19 protein-coding genes are annotated in these 25,774 nt (G+C 46.0%); 2 read left to right on the plus strand and 17 right to left on the minus strand.

Going from position 1 to position 25,774, the window contains the following annotated elements:
* Positions 1-7: 7 nt before the first annotated feature.
* Genes ANCC_RS10570 through ANCC_RS10600 form a run of 7 tightly spaced genes read right to left on the minus strand, consistent with a single transcriptional unit; the run spans position 8 to position 7,263 of the window.
* A complete protein-coding gene (locus ANCC_RS10570; protein WP_006566622.1) occupies positions 8-1,942 on the minus strand; it encodes an oxidoreductase in 1,935 nt (644 codons plus the stop codon).
* Positions 1,939-3,123 carry an iron-containing alcohol dehydrogenase gene (locus ANCC_RS10575; RefSeq protein ID WP_006566621.1) on the minus strand — a complete coding sequence of 395 codons (1,185 nt, stop codon included), beginning with the start codon at positions 3,121-3,123 and terminating at the stop codon, positions 1,939-1,941. Before ANCC_RS10575 ends, ANCC_RS10570 begins: the two co-directional genes overlap by 4 nt.
* Positions 3,124-3,125: 2 nt before the next feature.
* A complete protein-coding gene (locus ANCC_RS10580) occupies positions 3,126-3,455 on the minus strand; it encodes a PTS sugar transporter subunit IIB (protein WP_006566620.1) in 330 nt (109 codons plus the stop codon).
* 31 nt (positions 3,456-3,486) lie between these two features.
* On the minus strand, positions 3,487-4,794 hold the full coding sequence (locus tag ANCC_RS10585) for a PTS sugar transporter subunit IIC (protein ID WP_006566619.1): 1,308 nt from the start codon (positions 4,792-4,794) through the stop codon (positions 3,487-3,489).
* Between the two features lie 3 nt (positions 4,795-4,797).
* Positions 4,798-5,121, minus strand: a complete 324-nt coding sequence (locus tag ANCC_RS10590) for a PTS sugar transporter subunit IIA (protein ID WP_006566618.1) — start codon at positions 5,119-5,121, stop codon at positions 4,798-4,800.
* A 19-nt stretch (positions 5,122-5,140) separates the two neighbouring features.
* Positions 5,141-6,100 carry a nuclear transport factor 2 family protein gene (locus tag ANCC_RS10595; RefSeq protein WP_006566617.1) on the minus strand — a complete coding sequence of 320 codons (960 nt, stop codon included), beginning with the start codon at positions 6,098-6,100 and terminating at the stop codon, positions 5,141-5,143.
* Positions 6,101-6,111: 11 nt separating this feature from the next.
* Positions 6,112-7,263 (minus strand): iron-containing alcohol dehydrogenase, encoded by a 1,152-nt coding sequence (locus tag ANCC_RS10600; RefSeq protein ID WP_050754283.1) that lies wholly within the window; start codon positions 7,261-7,263, stop codon positions 6,112-6,114.
* 296 nt (positions 7,264-7,559) lie between these two features.
* On the opposite strand from ANCC_RS10600, the gene ANCC_RS10605 reads away from it, so the two are divergent.
* The gene (locus ANCC_RS10605) at positions 7,560-8,312 is read left to right on the plus strand and encodes a DeoR/GlpR family DNA-binding transcription regulator (protein WP_006566615.1); all 753 of its coding nucleotides are present in this window, start codon (positions 7,560-7,562) and stop codon (positions 8,310-8,312) included.
* A 46-nt stretch (positions 8,313-8,358) separates the two neighbouring features.
* Here ANCC_RS10605 and ANCC_RS10610 read toward each other — a convergent pair whose 3' ends face one another.
* Positions 8,359-9,429 (minus strand): oxidoreductase, encoded by a 1,071-nt coding sequence (locus tag ANCC_RS10610; protein ID WP_006566614.1) that lies wholly within the window; start codon positions 9,427-9,429, stop codon positions 8,359-8,361.
* A gap of 111 nt (positions 9,430-9,540) precedes the next feature.
* Between ANCC_RS10610 and ANCC_RS10615 the strand changes: the two genes are divergently transcribed.
* Complete coding sequence (locus tag ANCC_RS10615) at positions 9,541-10,530, plus strand: linear amide C-N hydrolase (RefSeq protein WP_039946536.1); 990 nt, start codon at positions 9,541-9,543, stop codon at positions 10,528-10,530.
* 54 nt (positions 10,531-10,584) lie between these two features.
* On the opposite strand, the gene ANCC_RS10620 is transcribed toward ANCC_RS10615, so the two are convergent.
* The 9 genes from ANCC_RS10620 to ANCC_RS10660 all read right to left on the minus strand — a co-directional run bounded on the left by ANCC_RS10620 (position 10,585) and on the right by ANCC_RS10660 (position 25,665).
* Positions 10,585-12,522, minus strand: coding sequence for a GGDEF and EAL domain-containing protein (locus tag ANCC_RS10620; RefSeq protein WP_006566612.1), 1,938 nt, complete (start codon positions 12,520-12,522; stop codon positions 10,585-10,587).
* A 22-nt stretch (positions 12,523-12,544) separates the two neighbouring features.
* Positions 12,545-15,286 (minus strand): bifunctional diguanylate cyclase/phosphodiesterase, encoded by a 2,742-nt coding sequence (locus ANCC_RS10625; RefSeq protein ID WP_156340480.1) that lies wholly within the window; start codon positions 15,284-15,286, stop codon positions 12,545-12,547.
* 8 nt (positions 15,287-15,294) lie between these two features.
* On the minus strand, positions 15,295-16,845 hold the full coding sequence (locus ANCC_RS10630) for a sensor domain-containing diguanylate cyclase (RefSeq protein WP_006566610.1): 1,551 nt from the start codon (positions 16,843-16,845) through the stop codon (positions 15,295-15,297).
* A gap of 122 nt (positions 16,846-16,967) precedes the next feature.
* The gene (locus ANCC_RS10635) at positions 16,968-17,639 is read right to left on the minus strand and encodes a M23 family metallopeptidase (RefSeq protein ID WP_156340478.1); all 672 of its coding nucleotides are present in this window, start codon (positions 17,637-17,639) and stop codon (positions 16,968-16,970) included.
* 60 nt (positions 17,640-17,699) lie between these two features.
* On the minus strand, positions 17,700-21,050 hold the full coding sequence (locus tag ANCC_RS10640) for a response regulator (protein ID WP_006566608.1): 3,351 nt from the start codon (positions 21,048-21,050) through the stop codon (positions 17,700-17,702).
* On the minus strand, positions 21,050-22,327 hold the full coding sequence (locus ANCC_RS10645) for an ABC transporter substrate-binding protein (protein WP_039946533.1): 1,278 nt from the start codon (positions 22,325-22,327) through the stop codon (positions 21,050-21,052). Before ANCC_RS10645 ends, ANCC_RS10640 begins: the two co-directional genes overlap by 1 nt.
* Before the next feature lie 36 nt (positions 22,328-22,363).
* Positions 22,364-23,128 (minus strand): arginase family protein, encoded by a 765-nt coding sequence (locus ANCC_RS10650; RefSeq protein WP_006566606.1) that lies wholly within the window; start codon positions 23,126-23,128, stop codon positions 22,364-22,366.
* Positions 23,129-23,160: 32 nt separating this feature from the next.
* On the minus strand, positions 23,161-25,248 hold the full coding sequence (locus ANCC_RS10655) for an EAL domain-containing protein (RefSeq protein WP_006566605.1): 2,088 nt from the start codon (positions 25,246-25,248) through the stop codon (positions 23,161-23,163).
* Positions 25,249-25,269: 21 nt separating this feature from the next.
* The gene (locus ANCC_RS10660) at positions 25,270-25,665 is read right to left on the minus strand and encodes a DUF3783 domain-containing protein (protein ID WP_009289400.1); all 396 of its coding nucleotides are present in this window, start codon (positions 25,663-25,665) and stop codon (positions 25,270-25,272) included.
* Positions 25,666-25,774: the final 109 nt, after the last annotated feature.

Here is a 25,774-nt window from a genome sequence, read left to right on the forward strand (position 1 = left end):
CTCCTTTTCACAGTGAAAGTGCCAGCTTGGCCGCTTCAAAAATAGCATACTTTGCATCCCGCACTTCCCCGGCATCTCCCAGTATATGGACTTCCTTCCCGGTCTTTCTCAACGATTCTTCCAGAGAACGGTTCGGCTTTGAGCCCACTGCCAGTACGATCTCATCATATCCTCTGAGACAGATGTCTTCCTCCCGGCGTTTGCCTTTGATTCCGTCCTCCAGCACTTCTGTGACTTTTGTTTCCGTATAGAAGGCAGATCCGTGTTCTCTCAGAGATGACAAGAGGATTGCTCTTGGATATTTATTAAGCCCCTCCGCAAACTCGGGGATCATGTCTGCGATGTCTACAGTGTTATTGTACTGGTGTAAAAACTCCGCACACTCACAGCCTACGATTCCTCCGCCGATCATTAAAACCTTTTTGTCTGTGATCACGGTTTTCCCGCTTAAGACATCATTGGCCAGCCGGACCTTCTCTGTATCAAGCCCGGAAATTGCAGGAATAACCGGAACGGCACCGGTTGTGAGAAGGATCACATCGGCATGAAGTTCCTCTATATTTTCCTCTGTGATTTCGGTATTTAAATAAATTTTCACTCCATATCGGCGGCACAGCGCCTCATACGTCTGCACGGTCTTTCCCATATCCTGTTTCTTAGGAGCCACACATGCCACCCGGTACTGGCCGCCCAGCATTTCACCTTTTTCATAGACCCGTATCTCGTGTCCTCTCTTCGCCAGAATCCACGCTGCCTCAAGTCCGGCAGCTCCTCCGCCGACTACTGCGATTTTTTTCTTTTCTTCCGCTTCTTTTATCGTCCAGCGCCCTTCTTTTCCGGAGAAAGGATTGATCATGCAGGATATCCCCTGATCCAGTTCATCGCATCCCGGAGAATAATAGCATCTCTGCATACACCCCGTACAGTGGAATATTTCTTCCTCCCTGCCCTCATAGATTTTATTCGGGAATTCACTGTCGCAGATGGACTGTCTGCCCAGTGAGATCAGGTCTGCCTGCCCGGATTCGATGATTTCTTCGGCCAGAGCCGGGTCATTGATCCTGCCCACACAGATTACGGGAACATGGACGGCTTTCTTCACTTTTGCCGCATTTTCCACATTAAATCCCGGATCTGTGTAATACGTTGTCACAATATTTCCGCCTGCCGCAGAACCGGTGGAAATATGGATCGCATCTGCTCCTGCTTTTTCTGCAAGTTTTGCATAGACAACCGCGTCTTCAATTTTATTTCCCCCGTTCATAAACTCGTCTGCGCTGATGCGGAACAGCACCGGAAAATCACTGCCGCATCGGACTTTGATCTTTTTGATCACCTCGGATGCAAACCGTGCCCTGTTTTCATAGGAGCCTCCGAATTCATCGCACCGCTTATTTGTAGCCTTCGACAAAAACTGGGCGATCAGGTAGCCGTGGGCCCCGTGGACTTCCACGAAATCAAATCCTGCTTTCTTTGCACGCAGCCCGGCATCTGCAAATTTTTCAATGAGGGCATATACTTCTCTGGAAGTCATCTCATGGACAGGTTCTTTATATTTTGTAGACGGAATTCCAGAAACCGCAAGCGGCCGCATCCCGATACAGCTTGTCTTTGTCTGGATACCCGCGTGGTGGATCTGTGCACAGCATTTTCCGTTTTTGGCATGGATGGCATCGGTCAGTTCTCTTAAATTTGGGATAAAAGAGTCATCATAGATTCCAACCTGATTCGGCGTGGCAAACCCGGAAGGGTCCACCGCCATGAACTCTGCGATGACCAGTCCGAATCCCCCTTCGGCCCTGGCTGAGAGATAATCGATCGACTGTTTTGAAAATTTATGTTCTGCCGTTGTCGTGGAACTGTCCATTGCGGGCATTACAAAACGGTTTTTCAGTGTGACACTGCCGATGTTCACCGGCTCAAATAATGCTTTATATTTCATGTTTCTTCCTCCATACACATGCGGAACACCTGTTCAATGGCCTCTTTAGTGTTCATCCGCCGATTGCTCACACAGCAGCTGTTGTCCGCACATTCCTGACTGAAATTTTTGACTTCTTCCATGTCACGGATATAGTCCGTCATTTTCGGAAATCGGATCTGTTTTTGCAGTTCCTTTACCTTTTTTACCGCCGCCATGGCTCCCTCTTTTACAGAAAGACCGGAAGTATCTGCCCCCAGCGCCTCCGCGATCGAAAAAAACCGGTCATATCCGTACGACATGTTATATTCCATACAGTAAGGAAGAGGGATTCCGACGGAAATACCGTGGCATACTCCATAATATTTTGCCAGCATGGAACCGATGGCATGGGTTTCGCCGGAGCCGATGTTCAGTGCGATACCTGCCAGCAGTGAACCCCACTGCATGCCGGCCCTTGCTTTCAGGTCGTTTCCGTTTTCATACGCTCTCACGAGATTCTGACCGATCAGCCTGATCGCTTCCAGAGCCACAGCATCTACAACGGGAATGTTTCCGTCCAGCGCAGTTCTGAAGGTATAGGCCTCCACTGCATGTGCCAGCGCGTCCATCCCGGTATAAGCGGTCACTTCCTTCGGCATCGATCCGGCAAACGCCGGCTCCAGTATGGCACTGTCACTTAAAAGATACGGAGATGCAATCGTAGTTTTTCTGTGTGTCAGAGCATTTGTTATGACTGCGTACTGGCTTACTTCGCTCCCGGTCCCCGAAGTAGTCGGGACTGAGATGATAGGGCAGCCTCTTTTTTGAAAATCTTTGTGTTCCGGAGTGCTCCTGGCATAGTCAAGAATATCCCCCGGATGGACAGACATGACAGAAATACACTTTCCGACGTCCATGGAGCTTCCGCCGCCGATACTTAAGATCCCGTCGCACCTGCTCTCCCGGAACACAGACAATCCGTCTTTTACCATCGTGTCAAGAGGATCTGTTTTTACTCCGTCGTAAATCTCATAGGCAATCTTTTCTTTTTTTAGATGCCCGGCCATTGTCTCTATGATTCCTGCCGCCCTCACGCCCTCATCGGTAACAATCAAAGGCTTCTTTATGTGAAGACGATCTGCTTCCTCTTTTAATCCGGACAGGGCACCTTCCCCTGCGGTCAGCTGAATTCCCGCCAGATTATATGTTGCAATTTCCATTTCTATTCTCCTTCTTCACCTGGCTTCTGCGATTTAATCATACGGATTGCCTGTTTTAAGATAGCCGCCGCATTCATCCGCCCAAAATTCGTGGCATCCACACATTCCACCGGGACTTTTCCTCCCACTCTGTTCTTGATCTGTTCTTCCAGATATGCGATCTGAGGACCGATCAGGATACAGTCTGCTTTTTCAAGTTCTGTCTCGATGGCATTTTCACTCTTGGCATATACGATGAGCGGCACCTTCTTTTCTTTTGCCAGATCGTTCATCTTTTTTGTCAGAAAACTGGTGGACATTCCGAAACTGCATACCAATAATACATTTTTCATACGGTTTTCTCCTTTCCCGGATTTGTTTTTTCTACAAGGTTAAATCATCCTCAGTAAACTCTTCCTCCTCCACGGCAGTGATCTGCTGACGGTCCAAAAGTTTTACAAACGGCAGGTAAATGAGCACTGCGATTCCCAGACAAATGACCTGGAGAATCACGTTTCTGAAATCACCGCCGCTGGCCATATAGCCGGACAGGAAAATCGGAGTGGACCATGTCGTGTAGACGACCAGCCTGGACACCAGCCCGAGGGCCGTAGCCGCATAGGCAACAATATAGATCACCGTTGTGGTAAAGCAGAACGGCACAAACATAATCGGGTTAAACACGATTGGAAGTCCGAATAGAACAGGTTCATTGATATTGAAAACACTGACCGGCAGGCTCAGTTTTGCAATGCTCCTCACATCGGAACGTTTGCTCACAATGAAGATGGCGATCAAAAGTCCCAGGGTACAGGCGATGCCTCCCAGGGTTCCGTACACATCCCGAAACGGCAGTGTGATGATATGCGGAATTTCTTTTCCCGCCAGCCATGCCTGGTTATTTTCATTGATCGCCACCAGCAGAGCCGGTTCTACGATAGGGTTGATGACACCGGCCGGATGAATACCGAAGAAGTAGCACAGGCACTGTCCGAAGCCAAAGTAGCATAAGAATGCAGGAAGTGTCGTGGCAACGCCCACCAGAGGTTTCTGTAAGACAGCGTTGATCATATCATGAACGCCCATGCCTGAAATTGCATAGCAGGCAAATGCCAGAAGCGCCACCACAAGTTCTATGATGATAATGACGAACATAGAATTAAAACTTTCTGTTATGGCCGGAGGTACATTCCCCGAAATTTTCAGCTTTAACTTCTCCTGTTTGCTCAAAGCCAGAAATGCCTCTGTGACAAACAGTGCCGTGATCAGCGATACGAACATCCCGTTGGTTCCAATAGGTGTATAGGACAAGGTATCCGGCATCATGATAAACAGGGCACCCAGGCTGATCAATGCCGCCATCAGCGGATTGTGGTATTTTTTGTACTTTGCAAGATTGTACGATACCAAAAGCACCATCAGAAGCGCCAGTATATTCTGTCCTCCGTTGATGGTCTTGCTGCAAATACTGATCAGTCCCGCGGACACATTTCCGGGCAGCGCATTGTAGACGGCGCTTCCCTCTGCCAAAAGGACATAGGCGATGAACGTCATAAACCCGGACAGCACCAAAAACGGAATCGTGAGCAAAAAGGCATCCCTCACCGCCCGCAGATGGACTTCCGCGCTGAGTTTTTCTGTGATTTTCATGATCTTTTCAATGATCGGATTTGACTTTTTTTCGTTTTTCATTTGTTATTCCTCCTTTAACCGGTTCAGCTCTTCATATACATCTGACAACTGCACTGCCATGTCCCTCATAATTTCTGTGGACAGCAGCTGGTCTTCCGCGTGAATAAACAGAATCGAGAACGGCAGCTGTTCCCCTTCCGCTTCTCTCTGGATACAGGAAAAATGATGTTCATGCGCCTTTGCAAACACCTCATTTCCCTGCCCGATTGTTTCTCTTGCCTCCGTGATGTTCCCCTCTTTTGCCAGTTTGACCGCATTCATGTAATAAGTTTTCGCCTCTCCCACCGATGCAATGATCTCAAACGCAGTCCTCTGAAGTTCTTCCATATTTCATCCCTCCTCTTTCTTAAACAAGATCTACATAGTGTTTTCCGTCATCAAGATCAAAAAATACTCCGCTTTGATAGTGGATCTCATACATCTTCCACTGTCCGTCTGCCTTCCTTAACAGGTTTTTGTATTTTGCACTGTAAAAGCTCTGATGCAGCGTGTCCCTGTTCAGATTTTTGGAGCCGAGACGGTGAGGCTCGATCCGGTATCCGTACAGCACTGCCTCATCCCCGTCTATCTGAATGTCCACAATCTTGACTGCATGCTCAAGAGCCGGTTCCTTATGGCTTGTATTTTTAAAGTTATTGATCAGATTCCCCGCACCGCTCTCCATGACACTGCTGCCCGCATAGAAGATAATATCGTCTGTATAGGAATCGTGATGCAGCGCCCAGTCACAGTTATCCAGCCCGAAAGAATATTTGAACATGTTCTCTATGATTTTTTCTTCTTCCGTCAGTTCCTCGTCATTTTCCGGAATGACTGCCCATGGAGAGTCGTATTCGCTACTGATCATCGGCTTATGGCCTGCATAAATTTTATAGTCTATAAACGACCAACCCTCAGCAAAGTATGTATTCCCCTTTTCCCAGTCCATGTCGTAGCGGATTTCTTTTATCTTCCACTCCCCGTCCTGATCCCTCCAGCTGACCACATACTTTCCGCCGAACTCAAAGGGAAATAAAAATGATCCGTTGTCATAACCGATCAAAGACATGACATATGCAGACTGCTGAGCCCGGTCCCCCTCTGTCCTGACAACAAAATTTGTGATCCTCCTGCGGGAGACATTCATTTCCCTGCCTTTCCACATGAGCGATTTTATCAGCTCATCTTTGCCCTCCGACTCTCCCACATTGGAAAAATGTCCCCTCACATCCTCCGTCACCAACTCCCCGATCTTTTCCGGCTGAAAGTTTTCCAGCGCAGTGACAAATTCCTCAAATTTTTGTTTGATGATATCCCTTTTTCTCATGGTATTCCTCCCTACAATGCTTTTTTATAAATCGCTCCCGCATCTTCTGCCGTCACTTCTTTTCCGTTGATTCTTGTGCATTTATCCAAAACTGCCATTTCAGCCAGTCTCCTTATATCCCCCGGCTCCTTCACATAAGCCGACAGCCTCGGCAATTCTAATTTTTCTCTCAATTCCAAAATCTTTTTCATCAATTCTTTTTCATCTTTCAGTCCCAGTTCTCCGGCAATCTCCCGGTACCTGTCAGCACAGACATCCATGTTAAATTCCATGACAGAGGGCAGCAGCATTCCCACTGCAATTCCGTGGGGCACATGGTATTCGCCTCCCAGTACGTTTCCGAGTCCATGGCTTGCCCCGGAGCCATGAGAAAGTACGATGCCTCCGATCACGCTTCCCCACATGACCATTTCTCTTGCCTCTCTGCTGCCGTCTTCATAAGCCTTATACAGATATTTATACAGACACCGGATGCCTCTGAGTGCCAGTGCGTCCATGATCATATTCGGCATTTCCATGGATTTTTTGGTGGTATAACTTTCGATGCAGTGTGTCAGTGCATCCATGCCGGTGGAAGCCGTCGCACTCTTCGGAAGATCCTGAACCAGATTCGGATCTGCCAGCGCCACTCTGCTCATCAGCATCGGAGATCCGATGGTTGCTTTTCTCCCCTGTGCTTCATTCGTGATCACTGCGTAGGGGCTCATCTCAGACCCGGTTCCCGATGTAGTGGGAATCTGGATCAGAGGAAGGCTTGTTTTTGTAAACTCTTTATACACCGGTTCCGCGTGATCATAATCCATCAGTTTTCCTTCATTCACCGCCATCGCCGCCGCACACTTGGCCACATCCATCACGCTGCCTCCGCCAAATCCTATGACGCTGTCACAGCCTTCTTCTTTCAGACAGACAACTGCCCGGTCGACAACACTCCCTCCGGGGTCCGGCGTTACCTCATCAAACACTTTTAAAGCAGCGTTTTCCTTTTCAAGCACTTCCGCCAGAGCATTGAAAAGACTGCATTTCCCTAAAAATTGGTCCGTCACAATCAGAGGATGTTTTACATTCATGAGCAAAAGTTCCTGTGCAGCTCTCTTGGCGGCCCCCCTGCCGAAAACCAGCCTGATTTGACCTAGATTGATCTGTGTCACTTGATTGTTCATATTACGCCTCCATTCCTTCATCATTTGTTTATTTAGTCTAAATATAATCTTTTATAGTTCATTTGTCAATCATAATTCGCCATATTTCATTCATTTTTTTATCATTTCAACCATTTTAATCACTATTTTTATATTTCAATCACTTTTTCGATCATTTTTCATCAAATTGAATTGACTTTTCCTGTTTTTGATATTATACTTGGTTCATGAGATGTTAATTTAAGCATAACATATTCAAATCCAAACAAATATTAGTATAAAATGGCAATAATAACAGAAGAAAATGGAGAATACAGATGAAAGTAGAAAAAAGATGGGAAAAAATCGAAGAAATATTGAGCAAATCCGGCTCACTTTCGGTCCAGGAACTGGCCTCTATGCTGTCCGTCAGCGAGACCACCATAAGGAGAGACCTTGTAAAAATGGAGAGTCAGAATATGATTAAAAGACTCTGGGGCGGCGCCAGCACAGTTGCTCATGAGACCAATGAAAATGCCCACTGGCAGGATGACTATATCCTCAATTTCAAACGAGGCGTAGATACCAAGCGGGCGCTGTCAAAATATGCGGCCTCCCTGATCAAAGACAACGACTGCGTGTATCTGGATGCAGGCTCTACTACTTCCTTCATACCGGAATATATTACAAGCCACAACATTACCATCGTGACCAATGGAATCAACAACTTCCAGGTCCTGGCGGAAAAAAATATCAGGACCTATGTCCCGAACGGCTACATTAACTTTGGTTCTTCTGCGATCATGAGTTCCGAGACAAGCGGACAGCTTGCAAATTTAAATTTTGACCTGGCCTTTCTCGGGACAAGCGGCCTCGATGAATATGCCGGATTTACAACCCGAAACGAACACGATGCCGCGCTCAAGAGGAGTGTTTTAAGCCGCTGCGGACGAAGCTATATCTTATGTGACCACTCAAAATTCGGCATGAAGCGTTTGTACACCTTTGCCGGGACAGACAGCGTCACACTCATCACCGATCAAAAGCCGGACTTTATGGTTGAGGACATGATCCTCGTGGATACAGAATAAAAAAGATCCTTTCAGTGCCAATAAATTCACACTGAAAGGATCTTTTTTATTCTCCCATATTTCTTTTTCTGTTCAGCAGGACCCTTCCTGCACATTTTTCGGCATCGATCCCCCACTGGCATTCTTTGCAGTGCAGACATCTGCCGGTATCTCTTCCTTCTTTCGCATCGATGGCCCAGTTATAGTTGACCAGCACACCCCTGCCGATATCCGCCATATCCACACCGGTGCGCTCTAAAATGTCTTCTGCCATCCGGGCATCCGTTATGCTGTTGACCGCAAAAACAGGAACCGATACATGCTTTTTGATCTCCCCCGCGGCATGGATCACATCTTTGTATGGAAAATCTTTTGGAGCACCAGGCTCATCTTCCCCGGAAAATCCATAGGAAATATCCAAAAAATCAATCCCGTGTTCCTCCAGAAGTTTGGCATGGCGGATACCGTCTGCAAGAGCAGGTTCAAAGGCTCCCAGCCGGATTCCCACAATAAACTCCTTCGGCACTGCCTCTTTGATCCTTTCCAGAATCTCCACTGCAAACCTCTCCGGATACTGTCCATATTCATCGGTCCTTTTGTTGACCCTGGAATTGAAAAATTCACACATCAGATAACTGTGGCACCCGTGCAGTTCCACCCCGTCATAGCCGGCCTGATAAGCTCTCACTGCAGCTTTCACAAACTGATCCTGCACCTTCTGTATCTGTTCTTTCGTCATTTCATGACCGATTCTTTTTTCTCCGTCTTTATCCATCTCATAATCACTCGGACAAAGCAGGTACTCACCGGAGCCGTTCACCCCTGCATGATGGATCTGCAAAAATATCGGACAGTCTTCTTCATGCACCGCATCTGCGATCTCTTTCAGCCCATTGATCTGTCCATCCTCCCAGATGCCCAGCTGATCTTTGGAAAGTTTCCCTTCCGGATCCACACAGGTAGCCTCCTGAATGATCAGGCCGGCACCGCCCCTGGCAATGGCTCTGTAATGATCAATATTTCTCTGAACTGCATAGCCGTCTTCCTCCACCCAGTTATAGCACACCATCGGCGGCACACAGATACGGTTCTTTATTTTTAAATTCTTTAACTTCATAGCTTCAAACAACTTGTTCATGCATTCCTCCTATCTTCCCCTGTCTTATTATACATCAGACGAAAACAGGATACTACTCTTTGGTGTGAAGCATATACTAAAATTAAATGCCTGATTAAGGAGATGTTCTCCATGTGTACCGCACTCACAACACAGAATTCTGCGGGCGATGTATATTTTGGCCGCACGATGGATTTTTCCTACCCCCTTGACCCTGAATTTTATATCGTACCAAAAGGATATCAATGGAAAAATCTGCTGAATACTCACAGAATTAAAAATCAATATAGTTTTATGGGAATCGGCCAAAATCTCTCTCCGGTAACTTTAGCGGACGGTGTCAATGAAATGGGATTTGCAGCCGCTGTGCTGTATTTTCCAGGTTATGCCTTATATGATCCCCCGGCGCCTTCTGGCTCCAGGCAGATCGCAGTGGCTTCCACCGAGCTTGTGAAATTTCTTCTAAGCCAATGTGCATCCACTGGTCAGGCGGCTTCTTTGCTGCGCGCCGTCCGGATCACAGGAGTCAAAGATCCGGTCACAGAAATCATTGCTCCTCTCCACTGGATTATGGCAGACTCATCCGGAAAATGTATGGTGATCGAAACAACCTCAGAAGGTCTTAAGATCATGGAAAATCCTATAGGTGTCTTCTCCAACAGCCCTGACTTCCCATGGCATATGGCAAACCTCCGGAATTACATGAATATGAGTCCGTCTCAGCACACAGAACAAAACTGGGGGGCTTTTCCTTTGAAACCTTTCGGGCAAGGCGCCGGCACTTTTGGACTGCCCGGTGATTTCACACCTCCGGCCAGATTTGTCAGAACTGCTTACCTAAAGAGTCACACTCCGATACCGGACAACAGAGAGCAGGCAGTAAACACCTGCTTTCATCTGTTAGAAGGAGTCTCTATCCCAAAAGGTGCAGTGGTAACCGACAGAGGAACCTCTGACTATACCCAGTACACCGCCTGCATAAGCCTTACCGGAAAAGAATATTTCTTTAAGACATATGATAACAGCCATATCGTCTCTGTGAAACTTCCTGAAAACTGTGGACCTGATATACGGCTGCTCGGAAAGCTATCAAAGCCTGTCCGATTCCAAGAATGGAAATAAATATATGCAGCAAAAGAGAGCTGTCCGCTAAAACTTTAGCAGCACAGCTCTCTTTCAGTCAGCAGGTGTCCAGTGTTTTATCATAAACATCTCCAGCTGATCCTCAGGCATTGGTTTTGCATAATAGAATCCCTGGATCTGGTCAATTCCAAAATTGGCAATCAAACGGCTCTGTTCTTCAGTCTCCACTCCTTCTGCGATAACGGTCATTCCCAGCTCCTGAAATGTACGCGACAGATTTTTCACGGTAAGCGCAGACTTTTTGTTCTCGACAGAACCCCATACCAGACTCTTGTCCAGCTTGACTGTGCCAAAGGGAATATTGATGACGGTTGCTATGTTGGAGTAGCCTGTTCCGAAGTCATCCAGGCCCATTTTGATTCCGTGCTTTTCCATCTCCACAGCAAACTTTGATACGACCTGTGTGTTCTCCGCCAAAGTACTCTCTGTAAACTCAATCTTAATGGCAGACATGGGAGTATGGTTCCGCCGGATGATCTCCAGAACCTTCTCCATGAGATCGTTCTGTGAAAACTGGACAGCAGAAAAATTAACATGAATTGCCTGAATCGGAATCCCTCTTTCTAACAGCCTACTGATAAACCTGCAGACTTTATCCAGCATGATATAAGTTATGTCAATGATCAGTCCGGTCTCCTCCGCGATCGGAATAAACTCAGACGGGTAAATCGGACCGATCGGAGACTCCGGTATCCGCATCAGTGATTCAGCATAGCAGAATTCTCCGTCGGCTACGGAATAAATAGGCTGATAATACATCTCAAAACTGCAGTCCGCGATTTTTTCTTTCAGGATCATGATGACTTTTCGCCTTCGCTCCAGTCCATCCAGCATTTCTTTGTCGCAGTAGCAGATCTCACCGCTTTTCCCTGATTTCGCCCGAAAAACCGCATATTCCACGGCATTGATGACCTCTTCCAGGGTTTCCCCGTCACCGGAATGCCATATGATCCCCATCACGACAGAGAGCAGAAAACGGTAATCCCCTATCTGCCATGGTTTTTCCATGCGCTGCCGGATATCCGTAATACACTTTTTGATCTCTGTTTCATCGCTGTGTGTAAACAAAAGTGCAAATTCATCTCCGCTAAAGCGGTATACATGATTCTTCGGCCCGATCTCATAGAGAAAATCACAGACATTTTTCAGAAATTCATCACCCTTCTGCTGCCCGCATGTATTATTTACCTGACGGAAGTCCCTAAGAGAGACAACGACAAGCACAAACTGCTTCTCAGGTGACTTTTTGATCATCAGCCCCAGCATATTGAGAAGTTCTTTCCGGTTGGGCACATTGGTCAGATAATCCATCGAGATCTGTTTATTCTGCAGGTGCAGATAAATGATCAGCAGGGCACAGGTCGCCGCAGATCCGGACAGAATCACATTCGGATACATCTGCTGAACCAAAATAACCAGTACTGCCAGAATCGGAAAGGCCGCAAGGATGTGGTATATATTTCTGTCAATCCTTTTTTTATTCAGTACTGTGACCACAATGCTGGCAGCACAGTAAGCATAAAAGATCAAATATGTGGACACAATCCAAGGTCCCCTCACATACCCCTGCACCAGGCTGATGTCAAACAAATTTTTCGTCAATGGATTGATCAGAACGAGCACACCATACACCAGAGCAGGCATGACTCCAAAGCCTATGACCTTCCTCAGTTCCTTCCTCTCTGTATAGACTATAGAAACGGTATAAAGGAAATACGCGAACCCCATCAGCGGTGTCAGAACATAGTAAACCATTGTCACAGACCAGGTCATCCACATTGGAAACTCATCAAGACGATAAATCATAATCGTAGATAAGATATTTGTCAAAATAGCCCCGGCTGTAACAAGGAGGCATCCCTGAAAAATTCTGTTTTTTAATGTAGGGAGATGACTCCCTTTCCTTGAATATACCCATATAATCCCCAGCATTACAAAAGAAATAGCCTCAGCGGCAATATTCCACTTCACTGTTCTTCACCTGCCAATCCCCTCATTGTTTCACATTTTCTATATGATTATTATCCCTCAAAAACTGCATCAGCTTTTCCTCCGGCAGAGGTTTCGAATAATAGAATCCCTGAATATAAGAAGCACTGGTTGAAGTCAGCATCTTCCATTCTTCTTCCGTTTCTACCCCCTCTGCCACCACATCCATTTGGTTGATATCCGCCATTTGAATCATTGCTTTCAGCAATGCATATTGTTTTTCCGAATCCACACTCTTCTTGGTCATGGACCGGTCAAACTTCAGGACATTGACCGGAAGATTCAGCAGATAATTCAGGCTGCTGTATCCGATGCCGAAATCGTCCAGAGCTATGCGGACACCGTATGACGAAAGTTCATCTAAAATCCCTTTTGCAAGTTCTATCGACTGGATCAGGACCGTCTCTGTAATCTCAAATGTAATGCATTTCGGATCAAGACCTGTCTTTTTTATATGGCCTATGATTGAAGGAACACTATTTTCCACAAGAAGCTGCTGTACTGACAGGTTGATTCCCATAGATTCAATCCCAAGTTTTTTCCCCTTTTCCATCATGAAAGTACAGGCTCTGTGTATCACGTACTCCCCTACCTGTCCGACCAGACCATTCTTCTCCGCAATCTCGATAACCTGTCCTGCCGGAACATATCCGCCGTTTCCGTCGGGCAGCCTCACCAGTGCTTCTGTACCTGTAAACCGTTCTCTTTTAAGATGATAAAGAGGCTGGTACCACACCTCCAGAGTTTTTTCTTTAAGACTCGTTTCCAGCAGCCTGACAATCCTCGCTTCTTCCCGGCGCACTTCCAGCAGCTTATCATCGTATAAAATGACGTTATTGGCCATACCCGCTCCTGAAGTTTTAGCATAATTGACTGCCATCTGGACGCTTTCCAGCAATTTTTCCGATGTTTTTGCATGAAGAGGATAATCACATATGCCGATCAGAACATCCAGGGTAAAGGTGGAATCTTCTACCACAATCGGACTCTGAAAGGCATTCCGGATCCTGCCGACTTTATGATCTTTGTCCTTATCCGCTTCAAAAGAAATTCCTATGAAAACGTCTCCGTTAATCCTGTATAAGTTATTGCCGAAGATATGTTCAAGTCTCCTGGTTATCTCCATCAGCAGGGCATCTCCCGTTGAAACGCTGAATAATTCATTGTATTTGCTGAAAGAACGAATATCCATACTGTAAACTCTAAAATACCTCTTGGCATCATAAGATATCAGCATATCCACATCTTTTAAATACTTCATTCGGTTTCCTATATGATATACCGGGTCAAAGTAGGCAATCTGTTCCACACTTTTTCTGTACTGATTCAGTGCTTTAGAAAGTTCCGTCAGCTGATAATCCGCATACTCACTGAACTCCACATCTGTCCTTCCTGCAGCAAGCAGGCGGCACTTTTCCGTCAAGTCTTCTGCGGGGGATTCCACATAAAGTCTCATATAGTGGTCTGTGATCAGCTTATTTAAAAGATCCTCCGCGCTGTTGCCGTCCTTCGGGTAAACCGCAGTCTGATAATTTGCACTTAAAAAAAGTTTCTCCCCGCGAATCCGGATCTTCCACATAAGTTTCAAAGAAAGACCTTTGGCAAAATCCAGTCTTTCCTCATCTGTCATTTCTTCTTTTACCGCTACCGCAAATTTCCCCCCTGCGATCCGGCCCGACACATAAGGACTTTTTATGTATTCGTCTAAAACAGCCGGAACACTCGCCAAATATTCATTCTCTTTTAAAAACCCTGCCATTAATTCCACTCGGCTGTACTCCTCGATGGAAAAATAAAACATGGAAAAAACACAGGGCTCAGACACCATCCACCACTGGACTTCCCTAACGAATCCCTCCCTGTTATACAGTCCTGTCTTTTCGTCATAAATACTGAGATTTTTAAAATACCTGACGCGAAGTGCAAGGACAAACACACTCATAAATAATACAGACAGCAGCACTCCGAGAAAAACTGATGTTCCCATGATGCCGGTCTCCGTTTTCTTTGAAATCCATCCGTCTTTCGGCATAATGCTCAGTGTCCATCGGGTCGGCAGATAAATCTCTATTTTAGACGCGTAGGAATAATCGAGATTCCTGTCGGAATAGGCCACTACATCCTTGCTTCCGTCCTGACTGTTCACTTTCCACAGGTGATACTCATAGCCCAGATCACACAGACGTTTTAAATTTAGTCTGCGGATGACAAACTCTTTATCCAGGACAGCCACAACTTCTCCCTCGTAAACTTGTCCTTTCAGCAAAGGCTGGATAAACAAAAAAACTTCCTTTTCCCCATCTTTGTTTAATTTAACAGGTCCTTCCACCACCGGTTCTTTCACAACTTTAGCCATCGTATAAATATATGAAAAGTCCCTCAGATCTTTTCCTTTATCTTTCTCATTTCCATCCGCAGAAAAAGAACTCAGAACCTTATCCCCTTTAAATAAAAGGATCTTTTCTACTCCCTCCTGCTCTGCAAGATTTTTGGCACGTCTCTGAAACCACGCTTCATGATTTAAAATATCCGGCTCCGCCTTCACTGTTTCTGCAGCATAATTCAGCTGATCCCGAATAACCAGTGTCAAATTATCCTTATACATTTTCAGAAGACGGCTAACTTCTTTTTTTCTCTGCCCGGAATAATGATCCTGTATGATCCTTCCTGTTCCCACCGAAAGCATAAGGATACACAAAACTGTCACGGTGCAGAACAGAAGCGTCTTTTTTTTCATAACTTTCATACGTTTCCTCAATCCTGATAAATTTTATAATATCCTTTGCCATTTTGTTTTACAAAATACAGCGCCTCATCTGCATTGGCTATCATCTGTTCCAAACTGCTTCCCTGCTGTCTCACTGCCACCCCTACGCTGCATTGGATCGGCAGAGACTCTCCCTTCGTTCCGATATCTGAGTGAAGTCTGAGAACAAGAGATTCCAATACACTTCTAAGCTCATCTTCATCGTCGATATCTGTAAGGAGCATTACAAATTCATCTCCTCCATATCGTCCCACAACACCATCATATTTTTTTTCATATTCGCGCAGGATGTACCCTATACTCTTTAATGCCGTATCCCCCGTTTTATGTCCGTAGGTGTCATTTAATTTCTTCAGATTATCCAAATCTACAAAACATAGTACAGTGATTTTGTCTCCTGGAATCTTATCAAGCTGGGCCTGAGCCTGCTTTAAAAATACACTTCTCGTGACAACGCCGGTAAGGCCGTCGGAAAGGCCGTTGCTGGTAAGCCGTATGATCTCCCTGAAATCCATATTATCCGGACGCTCATCCTGGTAGATCTTTTCCTCCAGTTCCTGAATAGACTGCACGAGCATATCCACCACTTCTTTTTGTTTGCTGATAAAACGCTTCACCAAGAAAAATATGACAGAACAGAGTACCGCCATCAGCGCTACAATCACTAAAAATCCTGAAATAATTGTCCTGTATATAGACCAGAAGTCGATGGTAGTAAGAATATCCCAATCGGTATTTTCTATGTTATTATACATCGTGTAATATAGATTCCCGTCTCTGTAACTCCAGTAAGTTCCCGGCGTTTTGGCAAGCAGTTCTGTTTCCAGCTGGTCTGCCGTCACACCGATATTATGGGCTTCTCTCACATAATCCATATACGGTTCTCCATACTGCAGATTACTCGTAGAAGACATGATCTGTCCTTTGGAACCGATCAGGACTGCCTGAGCGTCACTGGTCTCCACGGCCTTCTTAAGGATATCCACGACATCGTCAAAATAGATGGCACAAAATAGGCATCCGGTTATTTTATTCCCTTTTTTCAGCGGATACGCCACCGTATAATTCAGCGTGACCCCGTCTGCACCGGCTAAAAAGCTGTCTGTCACCTGTGGTTTCCCTGTTGAAAACAACTGCTGCATGTAATCCCTGCTGGCCAGGCTGGCCGGCTCCTCACCTATCGTGTAAACGTTCATATCAGCGTCTACATAACAGATCATCATATATCCATACTTTTCTGTAATTCTGTCCAGCTTTTCAACCTTTTTCAGAGGAGGGAGCGAGGGATCATAATATTCCGGCTGTACTGCCAGTGATTCCAGCAGTTTCAAAGACTCATTCACTCTGTTGGTAACCTGAGTCTCCACGCTCTTATGCGCGGCTCTGGCATCTTTTTTCATCCTCTGTGCGGATATAAAGATACCTCCCACCAAGACTATAAACATAGCAGCAGTAAAAAAGATCACCATATACTTTAGAACCGGAGAATAAGTCAGTACATCTTCTCTCTGGACTCTCTGATTTCTTTTGGCACTCATAATCGGATCCCCCCTTTCCGGATAATTTTATTTCCTTGATCTAACCCCATAAAAATAAACATACTTTTACTACATTTTAACAGAAAGCTCACCAAAAGAAAATGACATAGCCTATGAAATATTTATTTCATTCTTCTTTTTAATACTGCCTGCAGAAATTTATAAGGATTCACACTGTATTCCCCATATTTTGTGTCTTTCCGATATATGCCAAGGTGCAGATGTACCGGGAATTTTCCCACGGTTCCTTCTTTCTCTCCATACCCTGAATCTCCCATATATCCGATCACATCTCCCGCACGGATCTTTGTTCCCCGTCTGATTCCGGGAGCATAACTGTAAAGATGCGCATAATAAAAATAAACACCCTTCGGAGAACGGATACCGACACGATAGCCCCCAAGCTTCAGCCACCCAATCTGCTCAACGACTCCGTCAGACATACTGAGCACAGGTATTTCCCCTCTCTTCTTTGAAACCGTACCGGACATAATATCCGTGCCCTCGTGGTGCCTGTCTCCGCCAAAATTCCTCGCCTCATTCCAGGAATCCGAATAATTTACAAATGGTATATATTCATCCGGCACCGGGGCTCCCTTGATCTCCCCTTGTATCAGCGGATCCGGTCTTCCGTTTTTACATCCGGTATTTCGGTATTCCTGATATGCCTTTTCTTCTGCGATGGCTTCGTTCCGCCTTAGAATCCTTTCAACAGCCAAACTCTCGGCTGTGACCAAGAGCCCAAGGAAAAATACTGTGCAAACCAGCCAAAAGCTTCTTTTTGTTTTGTTCATCCGCTTCATCCTCTATTCTTGTCTGCACTATGTATATGCAGAAAAGAATAGGGTTACAACCTAAGGATTTCCCAGAAGGTATTCATACAGCATCTGTTCAAACGCTTTCACGTCGATCGGTTTCGCAAAATGCCGGTCCATGCCTGCCCGCTTTGCATTTCTCACATCCTCTTCAAACGCGTCCGCGGTCATTGCAATAATAGGCAGAGATGTTACATCTTCCCGGTCCAGTGCACGAATTGCCCTGGATGCTTCATAACCGTTCATCACAGGCATCTGGATATCCATTAGAATCAGATCATAATAACCTTCCGGGGACTGCGCGACTTTCTTCACAGCCTCCCCGCCGTCAACCGCTTCCTCCGCCTGTATTCCCATTTCTGTGACCATAGTTCTGGATATTTCTCTGTTCAGGTCGTTATCCTCTGCAATCAGGATTCTCTTTCCGGTATAATCGGGCTTATCACCAAAACGTTTCTGCTCCAAAGGTTCTGCGTCACCGTCCAGTTCTTTCAGCAGATAACAGATCTTAGAACAATAAAATGGTTTGGACAAAAAGGCTGTGACTCCTGCTGCCCTGGCCTCGCTTTCGATGTCCGTCCAGTCATAGGCAGTCAAAATGATCACCGGGATATCCGGTCCTGTCTCCTTCCGGATGCGGCGGGCTGTTTCCACACCGTCCATCCCGGGCATTTTCCAGTCGATGAGTGCAAGTTCAACCGGGTCAGAGGCATCCTTTGCCTCTGCAGCATACTTGACGGCTGTCTCTCCGTCAGTGACAAATGAGGCCCTGAGGCCCATGCTCTCAAGAAGCTGTGCAGCGTTCTCACATATCTCCCTGTCATCGTCCACCACAAGGCTGTGAATCCCAATCCATTTTGGCGGAGTTTCATCCTGAGACACATCCTGCAGTTTCAGCGGAAGAGTCACTGTGAAGACAGATCCCTTTCCGGGACTGCTCTCTACCTGTATGTCACCGCTCATTAAGTCTATGATATTTTTTGTAATGGCCATTCCGAGACCCGTTCCGGTCATTTTGCTGCTCGTAGAATCCGATGCCCTCTCAAAAGGATGAAACAGCTTTTTGAGAAACTGCCTGTCCATACCGATTCCTGTATCTGAACAGCAGAAGATAAAATTTTGATACTCTCTGCGGACACTGTCCTCCTGCCGGACCTGAATATCAATTTTTCCTCCTTCAGGCGTATATTTGACAGCATTGCTTAAAATATTAATGCAGACCTGCCGGATACGAAGAGGATCTCCGATTACATTTTCATTTTTAAGAGATCTCAGCCGGACCTTCACTCTGATCCTTCTGGAATCCGCCTGCGGCCGGATCAGCTCGACCGTATCCGTAATCAGCTCAGCCAAATTAAACGGTTCTTTCCTGAGAGACAGTTTTCCGCTCTCGATCTTAGACATGTCCAAAATATCATTGATCAGACTTAAAAGATGCTTCCCTGAAAGATTGATCTTTCCAAGACATTCCATGATCCGCTCACGGTCGTCTAAGTGTGCCGATGCTATCGCCGACATTCCTATGATGGCATTCATCGGCGTACGGATATCATGGCTCATGTTGGATAAAAATTGTCCCTTGGCTTTATTCGCCGCATTTGCATTGTCCAAAGCAGTCTGGAGGGCCTGGCGCTGCTGTTCTTCCTCATAGCGCTGTTCATCTGTGCGCCGCGAAATAAGAATTGCCAGCTTATCATTTGAATATGGATTATCCACATTGATAATCTGAGTCGAGATCCAGTGATATCTGCCGTCTGTGAGTTTCTGCCTGACTTCAAGGAAAACCTCATCCTTTTCATGCCCCAGCGTTTCTGTAAGATACTCCGTTCCAAAACGATGCCGAAACTCATCAGCATGTTCCGGGTGTACCGTCAGAGCCATGTCCTGAAACAGTCTGCTGTAAGATTTCTGCTGCCCCAGGCCAATCATCAGGCCCGGTTTTACGTAAATAAAATTCAGTGTATCCTCTGTCAGATTGATGCTGATAATCACCGGATAGGCGTTGGAAATTGCGCCTACCAGTGTGATGCGTTCCTGCAGTATTTCCCTCTCTGCTTCCTGTTCTGCCAGCTTTTCCTCTGTAACATCATGAAAGGCGGCAACAAAAACCGGTTCTCCATTTTCATCAAATGTTCTTTCCAGAATACCGGAAACCCAGAAATATTCTCCTCCCGCCCTTTGAACGCGGAACTCAAATGTACTTTTCCGGCCATCTGTATCGGCAGTTTCAATCATCTTCACAAGCCTGTCATAATCGTCCGGATGAATCAGATTCTCTATCGGCTCACCGAGAACTGTGTCCTCAACATCACCTTCCGTATACTTCAAAAGCTGCATTCCCTGCCGGTTCAGCTGCAGAAACCGATATGGTTTGTCTACAGATATAAGTGCAATTCCTTCCGGAACGGCATTATATAAATGTCCTATGTAATCTGCCTGGTTTGAAAGTTTTTTATTTGTTTTATTTGCGTACCAGTAATAAGAAAATACTAAGAGAAAGATACCTGCCAGGATACTTCCGATCAATTCCATGGAACGTCTCAGAATTACTCCGGTCTGGGCAGTCACCACGTCCTTCGGAATAATAGACATAACATACCAGTCTGTCTCAAGCTTCAGAGGAGCATAACAAAAAACCGTATCCTTTCCCTGATAATTTAAAACTGCCCACCCCGTCTTCTGCTGTTTCAGTGAATCGGCAAAGCGCTTAAGACTCTCCGAATCGTTTTGCGCTTTTGGCAGCATATCAAAGAGATTTTTCATCGTTTTGTTGCTGTTTATATGAGGAGACCGGATCAGGACATCCCCGTTCTTATGGACCACGTAGGAAAAACCGGTATCATGATAAAAAGACAGGCTGAAACTGTCGGCAATATTCTCCACCTCATATTCTTTGACCAAATAGCCCGCGGTGCCGTCCTTTAATTCCACTCTCACAAACAGGTGAAATACATTGACACCGGTCACACTGCTGATATGAGGTTCAATGATACCGTTTCTTTTTGTCGTCTTATCCAGCACTTTTTGTACGTGCGCATCCGGTTCTGTTTCTGTGGAAAAACAGCTCCCGTCGGGGAGATACAGGCTGATTCCTTTATCCGCGCGTGCATAGCTTTCCAGCGCCTCCCTCAGTTTCCCCTTCTCCGTCTTTGAAAACTTCTTTAAATAGCCTGTCATCATGCTCATAGAATCATACTCATTGCGCAGCTGTACTTTCAGAGTATTTAATCCTTGCTGAGTACTCTCTCTTATAGTGCTGATGGACTGTTCCCACAGCTGCTTTTTTACTCCCCTTACAAAAGAGAATGTCAAAAAGCTTAAAATGATGCCAATGATAACTGCGGCAAGAGCAATCTTCCTCTTTATATTTCCGGAGTCTCTTTTTTTCATCACTGTACTTTCCTCTCTTTTTCTGCCTGCCGGTCCATACGGTTCATGACGGATCTCACCGGCTTTCCTGAAAGAATCTGTTTCGATGCCTCCGCTGTCAGGTTCCAAATCGGCAGTTTGAGCATACTGTCTGTACCGATCACTGTTTTACCGTCCTTATAGCAGGACAGCAGGGGACGTATTTCTTCTACGGAAGACGGTTTTCCCCCTTTCAGCGGGCTGAATGAGCACTGCTGGTCCGAAAATTTTTGGATATTTTCAGCCTGAGTAAAGTATTCCACGAACATTTCAGCAGCTTTTACATGACGGCTGTCTGCATTCACACTTAAACGCGTGTCTGCGTTTACGACCAGCATCGAGCCTTTTTCCAGCAGAGGAAGAGGGCTGACACTGAATTTCAGATCCGGGTTCATCGTCTTTACTCTTCCTGCTGCCCATGCGCCTGTGAGCATAAACGGAGATTTCCCTTTGGCAAATTCCTCAAGGTCATCTGAAGTTTTTTCAGTCTTCAGAGACTTGCCAGGATCTATATACCCCTGTTGGATCAGGCTCTGCGCCAGATCAAATCCCGGAGTCAGATATCGGCTCAGCTTCTCTTTCCCATTATTCAGGTTTTCAAACACCTGTTTCTGGTTATTTTGCTGATAGACGGAATAGAAGCCTCTGCCGACAGCCAGCGTTTTTAAAGAGATATCATTGTTGCAGATGACCGGAGTGATCCCCTTTTTCGTAAAATAGCTACACACACTTTCCCATTCTTTTAAATTTCCCGGGGTCTTTTGCTTATGTTTTTTCAAAAGATCTTCATTGCAGTAGAGCCCAAATGCAGATACCGTAGTCGGAACCCAATAGATCTTTCCTTCATCTTTCATCTGAGTCAGCATTTGATCTGTATAGTCCGGAATCGTGCGAAGGCCTGACAGGTCTGCAGCCTGTCCTTTCGCCTTCAGTTTCAGAAGGATATCATGATTGACCATGAAAACATCGTCGCCCTTCCCTGTTTCCATCCGTTTTTCCAGGGCTTCAAAGTATTGTGTCCCTTTCAGGCTCTCATATGATACTCTGATATCAGGATTTTCCTTCATAAAGCCTGAAATAATCTCCTCGATCACTTTGACATTTTCAGGCTCATATTTGTTTCCGAAAAACGTAATCGTCGTGACATCTTCAGAATCTGCTTCTTCATTCATGACCGTATGTTTGCTGCTGCACCCGCACAGTACCAGCATACAGATAAGCACCGCCGCACAGCACCTTATCATCTTCCTTCTCTTCATTGCACCTATCCCCTTTTCTGTGTAAATAATGATTTTTTACCTCTGAGGATCATCGGGAAGGGGCATCATCCCGTCCAGACATTCCAAAACTTCTTTGTTGACACGGTCACTCTGCATGATCTCTCTTCTGCCAGACAACAGGCCGCCCTGATATTCTCCGCAGATATCGGCCCCTAAGATGTTTCTGTCCTGCGCAATCATAGTACATATTCTGCATACCTGCCCTGTGGTCATGCTGCCCTGGTCCCAGTTTGTAGACAGCTCGCTCAGGCTCAGCACATCCTTGTCCAAAGACAGATAGACATCCGTCCGGATCTCTCTCTGAAGCCATGTCTTCCAGTCAAAATCCGGGGATACAGCTTCTTCCTCCGGCACTGCCGCCATGTGATTTCTGTATCTCGGCTCCACCTCCCGCAGATATGCGGCCGAAGTACCGATCAGGATTACTTTTTTCAGATGTTCCATCTCATCCATGGCCCTCCGCACCCAGCATCCGCAGGATAAAAGTTCAGGAAACAGCGGCTTCTGAAGATCCGTGTGGCAGTCAAACAGCACCAGCGTAAAATCCCTGCATATCTCTTTCTGCAGAAGAAAGGAGACATAGTGGTAATTTCCCGAACCGAGAAAATAAATATGAGATGGCTTTCCTGCCCTGATTCTCTCTCTGATCGTCTCCGCCGCAGTATCCTCACAATATCCGTTGGTCCCCGGAACTTCTCTCAGGTTGATCCGCTGATGAGGAGCTGATTGATAAAACTCTTCCTTATCGTACAGATCGTCAAAGTCCAGGACTGTAATCATCTGCTGCACATCTCTCACTCCTTTTCGGACTGTTAAAGATAAGTCTTAATAAATTCCTCCGGCGGGACCGGCCTGCCGTAATAATAACCCTGGAAGACTTTGCATCCCATTTCTTTCAGCAAGTCTCTCTGTTCCTCTGTCTCTACAAATTCTGCGACTACATGAAACTTCAGCGTCTGTGCCATATCCACGATGCCGGAGACAATATTTCTGGATCTCTCATTGTCCACAAGCTGTCTGACAAGTCTGCCGTCCAGCTTCACTTCCTCGAAAAAATAGTCCTGAAGATATACCATAGACCCATGTCCCATGCCGAAATCGTCCATGCTGATTTCGATGCCGTTTCGCCTGATATTTTCCAGTTCTCCGGTCACCTTTTCTGAGTGGTCCAAAAATACCCGTTCCGTGAATTCAAAGACCATCTGTTTTTTCCCAAAGTCATAGTGTGACAAGAGATCCAGCACATGTCTGCTCCAGTCCTTCTGCTCCAGCTGGCTCGGGGAGATGTTGACTGAAACCCTCAGACTCTGGTCCGACACACGGTTCATTTTTTGTATATCCGTACAGGCTTTTTCCAGGATAAAATTCCCCAAAGCCTGAAGCTGACCGCTCTCTGAAGCCAGCTGGATAATCAGGGGCGGAGCAATATATCCTGCCACCGGGTGATTCCATCGAAGCAGGGCCTCCGCACCATAGATGCCCCCGTCAGCCGACATCTGCACCTGATAGTGAAGGGTAAGGCATCCTCTCTCCAGTTCATTCTTCAGATCGTATGCCAGAGTTTTTGCGGCATAGCTGTGGATGTAATCATCGGAAAGGAGGATCGGTCTGCGGCCTGACTCATCTCCCTGATCCATATCCTCTGTCATTTGCCGGACTTCCTCTTTAAAATTTCTCGTCTGCTTCTCTTCACTGTATCTGATAAACGGAATATAGATCAATGTGCCGATCAGCAGATTCACAATCTGCAGAACACTTCCTGCTACAGATCCCGTTGCCTCATAGCCGCTGAAAATAACGGGTACTGTCCATTCTACCGATCTGGTCACATACGGCACCAGTCCCATCGTCATCGCAAAAGTACTTGTAAGCACAAACACAAGAGGCGTCAGAATAAACGGCACAAACATAACCGGATTAAAAATCACCGGAAATCCAAAAATAGCGATCTCACTGATATTAAAGAGGACGGAAATCCCCGCGACCTTACCGAGCTTACGATTATGACTCTTTTTCGCCGCTATAAGGAGTGCCGTAATAAGACAGAGAGCCGCCCCGCATCCGCCGATAAACACAAAAATATCCATAAAAGACTTGGAGTAGATCTCCGTAGGCATTTTCCCCGCTGCGATCAGCGTCTGATTGACAGATACTCCAGGTTCAAACAGTCTCTTTGCCACTGCATCCAGAGTATTCGTCCCATGGATTCCAAAAAACCAGAGAACATGAGAAAAGAAAACATACAGCAGGGCCCCTGACAGGTTCCCTGACAAATGACGAAATGCCTTCATAGACAAAAACGAACCGAAATTTGTGATATTGCTTGCTCCCGTCCACTCCCTCAGCAGTACGCCGGCTCCAGCGAACAAAAGGGTAATTATAACGATCGGCAGCAGATTCAGGATGGATAAGTTGAACAAATACTCTGCTCCCACCGTATGCATCGCCTCAAACTTCCTTGCCGCCCTGACACTCAGCCGGAACAGCGCACAGGACAGCATCGTGATACACATAGCCGTAAAAACCCATTCCGGCCCGAAAATATACTCTTCATTCTCCATGATACCCCCGCAGAAGGCCATATAGGATACCAAGGCCGTAACTGCATAGTAAAATGCCTCATTGGACTCCGACATTCTGCCGAAAGACAGGCTGATCGTCACAGTGAGAAGCAGAGCAAGGGAACCAAGCGTAATCGTATATACTGCATCCAAAATATTCAAAATCCGCCCTCCCAGGAAAGCGGTTATAAATTCCTGATACGGCGGATATGGAAAACTCTTAAATAAAAGTGCAAAGGAACCCAGGATTAAAAAGGGGATGACTAATGTCAGCCCCTGCTTAACCGATAAAATCGCTGTCGATTTCCCAAGATCCCTATAATAGTTTCTGATTTTCATTGCATAACTCCCCAGATTCGATCACTGCCCGGACATTTCTTCATGTTCATCCCTGAGATTCTCATATAGAGTCATAGAGTCCCAAGTCTGGTTTGTATCCGTCAGAACGGCCTTTAAATTTATCTTTTTAAGCTTCTCTTTTCGAAAACTCATAATCATCTCATCAATCTGGCGGCCTGTGAAGCCTTTCATGACAAGCATCTCTTCTGTGAATCCCGGACCGTCATAGCAGCTGCCGCCCGGTTCGATGCCGGGAACTCCTGCCAGTGCCCCGATCGGTTTCAGATAATCTTCTTTTTTTATATTTTTTATCCGTACACCCATGCGGACCAGGATAAACTTTATCTTTCTTGCCCGCTCGGAACCGTCTAAATTATACAGCAATACAGCTGCACCGCTGTTTTTTCTTTGATTCATTTTCATGTCCTGCCTTTTCATTATAGTAGTTTTATTATACCTTATTGGGCGGAGCGCGTCCACCCGAAGGGTATTACATTTTCCACATGATTGTAGTGAGACATTCTAA

This window comes from Anaerostipes caccae L1-92 (genome assembly GCF_014467075.1).
Classification (GTDB): Bacteria; Bacillota; Clostridia; order Lachnospirales; family Lachnospiraceae; genus Anaerostipes; species Anaerostipes caccae.

Coding starts and splice junctions, on each gene's coding strand:
- ANCC_RS10570 (WP_006566622.1), bottom strand. CDS start 1,942: ATGAAATATAAAGCATTATTTGAGCCGGTGAACATCGGCAGTGTCACA.
- ANCC_RS10630 (WP_006566610.1), bottom strand. CDS start 16,845: ATGAGTGCCAAAAGAAATCAGAGAGTCCAGAGAGAAGATGTACTGACT.
- ANCC_RS10605 (WP_006566615.1), top strand. CDS start 7,560: ATGAAAGTAGAAAAAAGATGGGAAAAAATCGAAGAAATATTGAGCAAA.
- ANCC_RS10575 (WP_006566621.1), bottom strand. CDS start 3,123: ATGGAAATTGCAACATATAATCTGGCGGGAATTCAGCTGACCGCAGGG.
- ANCC_RS10625 (WP_156340480.1), bottom strand. CDS start 15,286: ATGAAAGTTATGAAAAAAAAGACGCTTCTGTTCTGCACCGTGACAGTT.
- ANCC_RS10640 (WP_006566608.1), bottom strand. CDS start 21,050: ATGAAAAAAAGAGACTCCGGAAATATAAAGAGGAAGATTGCTCTTGCC.
- ANCC_RS10580 (WP_006566620.1), bottom strand. CDS start 3,455: ATGAAAAATGTATTATTGGTATGCAGTTTCGGAATGTCCACCAGTTTT.
- ANCC_RS10590 (WP_006566618.1), bottom strand. CDS start 5,121: ATGGAAGAACTTCAGAGGACTGCGTTTGAGATCATTGCATCGGTGGGA.
- ANCC_RS10615 (WP_039946536.1), top strand. CDS start 9,541: ATGTGTACCGCACTCACAACACAGAATTCTGCGGGCGATGTATATTTT.
- ANCC_RS10655 (WP_006566605.1), bottom strand. CDS start 25,248: ATGAAAATCAGAAACTATTATAGGGATCTTGGGAAATCGACAGCGATT.
- ANCC_RS10645 (WP_039946533.1), bottom strand. CDS start 22,327: ATGAAGAGAAGGAAGATGATAAGGTGCTGTGCGGCGGTGCTTATCTGT.
- ANCC_RS10660 (WP_009289400.1), bottom strand. CDS start 25,665: ATGAATCAAAGAAAAAACAGCGGTGCAGCTGTATTGCTGTATAATTTA.
- ANCC_RS10600 (WP_050754283.1), bottom strand. CDS start 7,263: ATGAACAATCAAGTGACACAGATCAATCTAGGTCAAATCAGGCTGGTT.
- ANCC_RS10635 (WP_156340478.1), bottom strand. CDS start 17,639: ATGAACAAAACAAAAAGAAGCTTTTGGCTGGTTTGCACAGTATTTTTC.
- ANCC_RS10650 (WP_006566606.1), bottom strand. CDS start 23,128: ATGATTACAGTCCTGGACTTTGACGATCTGTACGATAAGGAAGAGTTT.
- ANCC_RS10595 (WP_006566617.1), bottom strand. CDS start 6,100: ATGAGAAAAAGGGATATCATCAAACAAAAATTTGAGGAATTTGTCACT.
- ANCC_RS10585 (WP_006566619.1), bottom strand. CDS start 4,794: ATGAAAAACGAAAAAAAGTCAAATCCGATCATTGAAAAGATCATGAAA.
- ANCC_RS10610 (WP_006566614.1), bottom strand. CDS start 9,429: ATGAACAAGTTGTTTGAAGCTATGAAGTTAAAGAATTTAAAAATAAAG.